Source organism: Mesotoga sp. HF07.pep.5.2.highcov, from assembly GCF_003666285.1.
Classification (GTDB): Bacteria; Thermotogota; Thermotogae; order Petrotogales; family Kosmotogaceae; genus Mesotoga; species Mesotoga prima.
On record NZ_JFHJ01000455.1, the window covers coordinates 1 to 7,830 of the forward strand.

10 protein-coding genes are annotated in these 7,830 nt (G+C 44.7%); 7 read left to right on the top strand and 3 right to left on the bottom strand.

All coding sequences use genetic code 11. The features are described from left to right. Positions 1–113: 113 nt before the first annotated feature. From BG32_RS09605 to BG32_RS09615, 3 genes are read left to right on the top strand one after another with little or no spacing between them, the layout of a single operon-like run. Positions 114–1,013, top strand: a complete 900-nt coding sequence (locus BG32_RS09605; protein ID WP_099772067.1) for a tyrosine-type recombinase/integrase — start codon at positions 114–116, stop codon at positions 1,011–1,013. Positions 1,014–1,042: 29 nt separating this feature from the next. Further along, complete coding sequence (locus BG32_RS09610; RefSeq protein ID WP_014730539.1) at positions 1,043–1,795, top strand: histidinol-phosphatase HisJ family protein; 753 nt, start codon at positions 1,043–1,045, stop codon at positions 1,793–1,795. Further along, positions 1,792–2,484: a DUF2461 domain-containing protein gene (locus tag BG32_RS09615; protein ID WP_121509798.1), complete on the top strand. Its 693-nt coding sequence runs from the start codon at positions 1,792–1,794 to the stop codon at positions 2,482–2,484. The genes BG32_RS09610 and BG32_RS09615 overlap by 4 nt, the downstream gene beginning before the upstream one ends. Before the next feature lie 22 nt (positions 2,485–2,506). On the opposite strand, the gene wecB is transcribed toward BG32_RS09615, so the two are convergent. Then, positions 2,507–3,664 (bottom strand): non-hydrolyzing UDP-N-acetylglucosamine 2-epimerase, encoded by a 1,158-nt coding sequence (gene wecB, locus BG32_RS09620; RefSeq protein ID WP_014730541.1) that lies wholly within the window; start codon positions 3,662–3,664, stop codon positions 2,507–2,509. A 105-nt stretch (positions 3,665–3,769) separates the two neighbouring features. Here wecB and murJ point away from each other — a divergent pair, with 105 nt between their 5' ends. After that, on the top strand, positions 3,770–5,287 hold the full coding sequence (murJ, locus tag BG32_RS09625) for a murein biosynthesis integral membrane protein MurJ (RefSeq protein WP_121509799.1): 1,518 nt from the start codon (positions 3,770–3,772) through the stop codon (positions 5,285–5,287). On the opposite strand, the gene BG32_RS09630 is transcribed toward murJ, so the two are convergent. Beyond that, positions 5,281–6,033: a histidinol-phosphatase HisJ family protein gene (locus BG32_RS09630; RefSeq protein ID WP_014730543.1), complete on the bottom strand. Its 753-nt coding sequence runs from the start codon at positions 6,031–6,033 to the stop codon at positions 5,281–5,283. The genes murJ and BG32_RS09630 overlap by 7 nt on opposite strands. 3 nt (positions 6,034–6,036) lie before the next feature. Then, complete coding sequence (locus BG32_RS09635; protein ID WP_014730544.1) at positions 6,037–6,345, bottom strand: polyhydroxyalkanoic acid system family protein; 309 nt, start codon at positions 6,343–6,345, stop codon at positions 6,037–6,039. An 85-nt stretch (positions 6,346–6,430) separates the two neighbouring features. Between BG32_RS09635 and BG32_RS09640 the strand changes: the two genes are divergently transcribed. The 3 genes from BG32_RS09640 to BG32_RS16575 form a co-directional block, all read left to right on the top strand. Then, entirely contained in the window at positions 6,431–6,988 is a 558-nt protein-coding gene (locus BG32_RS09640; protein ID WP_014730545.1) for a PolC-type DNA polymerase III, read from the top strand. Between the two features lie 2 nt (positions 6,989–6,990). Further along, complete coding sequence (locus BG32_RS16570) at positions 6,991–7,497, top strand: PIN domain-containing protein (RefSeq protein ID WP_259459659.1); 507 nt, start codon at positions 6,991–6,993, stop codon at positions 7,495–7,497. 17 nt (positions 7,498–7,514) lie between these two features. After that, positions 7,515–7,830 (top strand): PhoH family protein (locus tag BG32_RS16575; RefSeq protein WP_259459660.1); only part of this gene is annotated, 316 nt, incomplete at its 3' end.

Sequence of the window (7,830 nt, forward strand, 5' to 3'; positions counted from 1 at the left end):
CCTATTGAATGGAGCTTACACGCGTAGCATTGAAGAAAGCCATGTGCTATAATACGAAATATGAGTCATAATGACTATTATGACTCATATTTATGATAATCTGGGGGTTGAAAATGGACTTTTCCGAAGCAGTTGAGAGATTCAAAGAGAACATGGAATTTGTGAGAAATATGTCTTCCAACACAGTTGCCGCTTATCTTTCCGATCTCCATCATTTCGAGCTCTTTCTTAATGAGCGTGGAATTGACTACAAGTCGGTGAAGAGAAAAGACATCGAGCTGTTCGTTAAAGAGTATTCTCAGGGGAAGTATTCGAAGAAGAGACCTTCTGCAACTACCGTGGCCAGAAATCTTTCGACGATCCGATCATTCTACACGTTTCTCTACATAAGTGGAACGGTAGGTAAGGTTCCGACCGAGCTGATCAAGAATCCGAAGACACGGCGTAGAATCCCTGATTACATAACGCATGATGAGGTCATGGAGATCCTTTCTTCCTTCAGAAGTACCAACCTGGGCAAAAGAAACAAGGCTATAGTTGCAGTAATGTACTTCTGTGGATTGAGGGTAAGCGAAGTGTGCAAATTGAGGCTCGGGGATCTCAGAATGGGCAATTCGCCGGCGGTGAGGATCATGAGCGGAAAGGGGAACAGAGATAGAGAAGTACCGATGAACGACCAGGTTCTCTCCATTATGAAGGAGTATCTCCAAATAAGAAGAGAGTTTCCCGTGAGTGAGTATGAAGACCACGTCTTTATAGGAACACGGGGAGAGCCAATGGCAAGAAACGTAATTCCAAAAGTACTAAATACACAAGTAAAATATGTATATCCGGAAAAACGAGTACATCCACATTTATTTCGACATAGTTTTGCTACACAACTTCTACAAAAAGGTGCAAGTATAAAGATTGTACAAGAATTGCTGGGACATGCAAATCTTAGCACTACTAGTATATATTTGCATATCACAGATAAAGAGAAGAGAGCAGCTGTACAATTGCTATCGGACTGATTTGCAAGTGAATATTGTGGAGTTGTTGTATGATAGATATTCACAATCACACTACGTATTCCGACGGAAGGAATACCGTGGAAGAGGTAATACAATCGGCATTGAAGGAAGGTCTTCAGATAGTCGGAATCTCCGATCACTTTGATCCATATGTAGCCCAAGAGGTCTGTCTTCAGCCCGAAGAAGTAAGCGTGTATCTAAAAGAGATAAGAACTTTAAGCGAAAAGTATCCAATAAAGGTTCTTGCCGGGCTTGAGCTTGGCCTGCAATCGGAAGGAATTCTCTGGCCCGGTGAAGAAATGGACTATTTCATCTACTCTGTTCACACCGTTCCAGGGAGACCCGATCTCAAGACCCTTGAAAACCCTTGGGATATATACCTTCAAGAGGCTATCAGTGCGGTAGATCTCATTGACAGACCTGGCTTTTTTGGTCACCTTGATTTTCTGCGAAGGCATATCCCGAAAGCAAAGCCTCCCAAACCTGGGCAGCTTATGGATACGCTTCTGATGAAGCTTGTATCGAATCACGTTGGACTCGAGTTGAACACCTCTGGCTGGATGTACGGAATTGGGGACCCTTCTCCCCAGCCATGGGTAATAGAGAGATATATAGACCTGGGGGGCCGCTTTGTTACGGTAGGTTCAGACTCGCACAGGGCCTCACAGATCGGAAATTTCACTGTGAAAGCGCTTTCTTTGCTTAGGCAAATGGGGATTAAAGAAGTGTTTTATTGTGAGAATGGTAGTTATATTCCCGTTCCGATAATGGAGGCAAAATGAGTGAAAAGAGGTTCGAAGGTTTTTCCGGCGAGACACTTTCATTTTTGATAGATCTCGGGATTAACAACAACCGATCATGGATGGAAAGAAACAGGGATCGATACCGTATAGAACTGTTGGAGCCATTCAGAGCTCTTGTAAAGCAGCTAGGCCCTTCCATGGAGAGAATCGATCCATTTATAGACGTTAGACCACAGGTGGGAAAGACTATTAGCAGGATCAGCAGAGATGCGAGACGTAACAAGGGAAAACCACCATACCGAACTAATATGTGGTTCACTTTCAGAGTTCCAGGACCCAACTGGAAAGACTCTCCTGGGTTCTTTTTCGAGCTTTTTCCAGACTGGTACCGGTACGGAATGGGTTTTTATCTGCCTTCCCGGGCGACAATGGTTAAGCTTTCTGAAGAGATCGAGAAAAACCCTGTAAGGTTTGTTGAAAAGACAGAGGTTCTGAGAGATAGCGAATTTTCTGTCTTCGGTGAGAAATACAAGAGAAGGAGGAATAGGAAGGGAGTGTCTGACAGCCTTTCCGAATGGCTTCAGTATCGAGATTTCTACATCGCCTCTAATCACGAAATCGATGAGATTCTTCTATCCTCCAGACTTGTCGGTCACCTTGAGGCGGCCTTTTCCGCGCTATCGGAGCTTTACGAATACTTCTGGGAGTTGAAAATGAGAGATGCCTAAAGCTTAGAGTAGGGAGCATTATCTAAAGGTTCTCGCAAAGATGCTTCAAGATTCTCTTTGATGCAGTACCGTCTCCAAACGGATTTTTTGCGTTTGCCATTCGCCTGTATTCATCAGAATCTCTTAGAAGTTTGACTGTCTCATTGAAGACGAAATCTCTGTCTGTTCCAACGAGCTTCGCGGTTCCTGCCTTTATGGCTTCCGGTCGTTCCGTCGTTTTTCTTAGTACCAAAGTTGGTTTCCCCAGAGCTGGAGCCTCTTCCTGAATCCCGCCGGAGTCGGTCAGTATTATCCTCGCCTTTTCCATCAACGATACGAAAGGGAGATAATCGAGTGGATCCGTTAAGACGATTCTGTCATGTTTCTCCAGCTCAGGATAAACAACCTCTCTTACGGCGGGATTCAAGTGAACGGGAAATACAACTTTCATCTTCGGAAACTCTTTAAGTATGTCCTTTATTGCTTTCATGACCTGTCGCATCGGCTCGCCCCAGTTTTCTCTTCTATGCATGGTTACCAGTATGTACTCATCTTCCTCTACACCGAGTGCTTCTCTAAAACTCGAAGTGAGTACGGATCGATTCTCCGTTACCCAGAGCAAGGCATCAATCACGGTGTTGCCAGTTACCAGTAGTTTGTTTTCAGGAACTCCTTCTTTCAGAAGGTTGTTCTTCGCATTTTCAGTGGGGGGATAGTGGAATGATGAGATGACTCCGTTTAGCCTTCTGTTAATCTCTTCAGGAAAGGGGTCATATATGTTTTCGGTTCTGAGTCCTGCTTCAACGTGACCTACGGGAATCTTGTGATAGAAGGAGACAAGTGCTCCTGCAAACGTAGAAGTTGTGTCGCCCTGAACCAGAGTCGCATCGAAGACGTTCTCTGAGTAAATCTCTTCGAGTTTGCTTATCAACCTTGAAGTAAGGCCTGCCAGTGACTGTCTCTCCTGCATTATGTTTAAGTCAAAATCCGCTTCTATGCCAAATAAGGATAAAACTTGATCGAGCATCTCTCTGTGCTGTGCCGTTGCTATAACTACCGGTCTAATTGGTGAATTCTTCAGAGCAAGATACACAGGGGCCATCTTCACAGCTTCAGGTCTCGTCCCGAAAATTAGCGCTACCTTTTTCATCTTCTTCAGCCGTCTGGCCGTTCCCTCCTTCTTTCCATTCACAAAAGCCATGTTCAGTATATCACAGTTTCCCGACTCAACATCTTAGAGAGTATCGACGAGCACAAGCTGCTCACCGACTCATTCCATGTATTATAATCTTGTCTGGAGGTCTCTATGACGGCAAGCACTGTGAGAAGCACCGCTATCTTTGCCATAGCAACTATGTTATCCAGATTAACGGGTCTCGCGAGAGACTCCCTCTTTGCAAACTACTTTGGTACTTCTGCTCAATATGATGCATATCTTGTGGCAATAATGATCCCCTTCTTCCTCAGAAAGATATTCGCAGACGGCGCCTTGACCATGGCATTTGTTCCGGTTTTCAACGAAAAGCTCAAGATTTCAAGAGAAAGGGCCTTTGTCTTTGCTTCTACTGTCATTGTCTTTGTAGTGATTGTTGCTGGATCGATTTCCGCCGGAGGGATGGTTTTTTCAGAGGGGGTAGCCTCAGTATTTGCCGGGGGTTTCGATAAGGATGCATTGGACCTGACATCGAGATTAATTCGAATCTCCTTTCCATTCATAGCGCTTGTTTCTCTATGGGCAGTTTACTGCGGAGTTCTCAACAGTCTCGATGCTTTCTTCATTGCGGCGGTTTCTCCAATGTTCATAAATCTCTCAACTATCGCAGGGATTCTGCTTTCAGAAAGGTTTTCGCCACCAATTGTCGGACCGACTATAGGTTTCCTGGCTGGCGGGGTAATCCAATTGGTTGTTGTAGCTCTGGCGGCCAAATCGAAGGGCTTTGTCTTCAAACCGGGATACAGCAAAAGTGATGTAAGGGAGTTCCTTATTCTTTTCCTTTTTTCGGCCGTATCTCCGGCTATAAACGAAATCAATTCCTTTGTAGATGTAAGAGTATCCACTGAACTGGGTCGAGGCGCAGTCTCTAGCCTGGGGTATGCTCAGAGGCTTTATCAACTTCCACTGGGCGTCTTCGCCGTTGCTGTCGCCACTGTAGCACTTCCAAGATTATCGAAACTCTCCGGTTCCGATGCGCGAGACCGTTTCAGGAAGGCTCTGTGGGACTCATTGACTGTGCTCGCCTTTCTTATCATACCTTCGACTCTGGGTCTTCTGGTCCTGGGTGAAGGAATAGTTCGGATTCTCTTTGAGAGGGGTTCTTTTACACCATCCGATACTGCGTTTACCACGTCTCTTCTTTACGGATATACTCTGGGATTGCCTTTCTATGGATCGTATGGGGTTTTATCAAGGGCTTACTATGCGAGAAAGAGTCCCAGAACTCCGACTATCATCTCCGCAATCATGGTAAGCGTCAATGTAGCACTAGATATTCTGCTTGGTTTTACAATTGGGCCGCTTGGCGTTGCATTGGCAACAAGTGTGGCCGGAATCGTTGGCACAGTTACCGTTTCGGTTGCACTGTTTAGGTGGAGCGGATACGACAGAGAAAAGATTATTGCTATTTTGAAGATAATACTTGCTTCGCTTGTCATGTCATGCGTCATGATTGCTGGGAGGACTTTATTTGGAACCGGATTCATTTCGACTTCGTTGACTCTTGTTGCAGGAATAATAGTGTATTTTCTTTCGGCAAGGATACTTCGTGTTGGGAATCTCTTCAAATTGAGAGATCTCTTGCGGAACAAAAAAAGCAGTTCTCAATAAATAGTCAACGCAACGGGTTTGTATTCCATCTTTTCACAGTAAAAGACCTCCTTGAATCCAATGCTCTTCAGCAGAAGTAATGCGTCGGAAACGTGACTACCTACGTCCTCCCTTCTATGAGAATCTGAACCTATTGTCACAAACTTCCCTCCACAGAGAAAGTACTTCTCCACAATCCAGCGTTGCGGTGAAGGTTCTTTGTAAGGATAACGCCAACCCGATGTGTTTATCTCAATTCCGATACCGGCTCTTATGAGCTTCCTCAGTAATTCGCAAAGAAGTTCCTCGTTGTCAAGAGCTTTATGACCGGGAAGATATCTTCTGAGAAAATCGATGTGACCGAAAAAACCCGGTCTGTCGATACCGGAAATCGCCTCGATTGCCTCTTCCAGATAAAGCGTCCAAACGTCCCCGGAAGTCAGGTCTTTAATTCCGGGAATTCCGTGAACCGAGTAAATGAAGTAATCAAAGTCACCTTCAGGTAAGGTCTTTGCGCATGACTGAAGCCCGACTTCTAGACCCGCCAGAACCTTGATAACTGAATTCTCTTTCATGCGAGAAAGGCTCCTCAAATAGATTTCAGGATCTTTCATCCTGTAGCTATCAGGGAAGGAATCGTCAAGATCATCATGGTCGGAGATTCCTATAACTTTCAGTCCTTTAAGAATTGCTTCCTCAACGATTTCCTCCACAGGTGTCTGACTGTCAGGGGAAAAGGAGCTGTGGTTATGCAGATCTACAGACACTTCTCAGTCACAGTCACATAGAACTTTTAGAAGCTCAGCTCGCAAAGTGCTTTCGATCCTTCCTCTAAAAGCAGCCAACGTTAAGGGTAGTTTTCCTGATAGCGTAACAGTAGAATCGGCAAACTTCACAGAACCTTCTGTCTTCATTCCGGCCGCCTTCAACCTGAATCTCAGGGAGTCGTCTTCCCAGGTTGAGTCAAGGGCGAACTTCCCTTCATATTCACTCTTCAGCTCTTCGATTTTCTTATTCAATCTCTTTATTGCCTCTTCAATTCCGAGTGTGTGCTCGATGATAACGGAAAGTTCTTTCAAATGAATCACCTCTCTCAATTGTATAGTAAAGAGGAAGCCGGTAGTATAAGCGGTCTCATGGTAAAATTTTCACGGAGGTTTAGAAATGAAAAAGATCTACTTAGTCATTGATACAGAAACAACTGGATCCAGTCCCCTTGAAGGGGATAGGATTCTTGAGATTGCAGCTATTCCGGTCTATGGAAACAAGATCTTGCACAATCTATCATTTCAGTCGCTCGTGAATCCGCTTGTAATGATTCCGGCGCAGATTACAGGCATTCACGGGCTGAAAAATGAGGATGTGTTAGATGAACCGACAATGGCAGAGGTCTTCCCAAGATTCCGAAATTACGTTGGAGGAGCCACGATTGTAGGTCATAACATCGTTAATGACATGACTTTTTTTGATATTGCATCGAAAGAAACCGGAATACTGCCCTTAGCAAATAACTACATTGACACTATTGACATAGCTCATGAAGTCTTTTCCGAAGGGCCTTATGGTCTTAAGAGCATTGCGAAGAGGTTGAGAATAAGAGATGTTCCGACTCACAGGGCGATGGACGATGCCAGGGTAACAGCAAAAGTCTTTCTGGCATTGGCAAGAAGACTCGGGGGCATATCTCAAATGGTCAAATACGAAAAGAAGTGGAGGGGTTAAGTTTGATAAAAGACTTTATACTCGATACCAATGTTCTTGTTCATGATCCATACTGTTTTGACAATTTTGAGGACAACAATCTAATCATTCCATTTCCCGTTCTTGAAGAGATAGACAAGCTGAAAAAAAACTCGGGATCTGTTGGCCAGAATGCTAGAAAAGTCAACAGGTTTCTCGATTCGTTGAGATCTAAGGGCAGACTGACCGAGGGTGTTAGGCTGGAGTCGGGCGGCACGCTGAGAATAGCAGTCTTCAATGAATTCAAGAGCCAGCTTCCGCCTTTTGCAGCAAGCGGGTACAAGGATAACGCTATCCTTCTATATATGAAAGAACTTGAACTCGTAGATAAACTTCCTGTGATACTTGTCAGTAAGGATATCAACATGCGAGTCAAAGCCGACATAATGGGGATGAAGGCTGAAGACTACCTTCACGATAAAGTTGAAATCGACGACAAGCTCTCAGGAGTTCACACGTTTGACGACTCAGCCTTAGAGACAAGTTCATAGATAGGGACGAGCTTTCGGTGGATGAACTCTCCGATTCCGTTGGGGCAAATGAATTTGTTGACTTCGGAAAGGGAATATTCGGAAGGGTAACTCCCGACGGCGAAATGATAGTTCCTCTTGAAGTCACAATGGATACAAGCAACTGGGGGATAAAGCCCAGAAATTACGAACAGATGATGGCCATGGAACTGCTTTTGGACGATAGGGTGAGGGTCGTCTTTATACCAGGAATTGCCGGAACTGGTAAGACGCTGATTTCGCTTGCTTGTGGTCTGAGGAAGGTTGTAGATGAAAAGAAGTATGAGAGATTGCTTGTTGCAAGGCCTATTATCC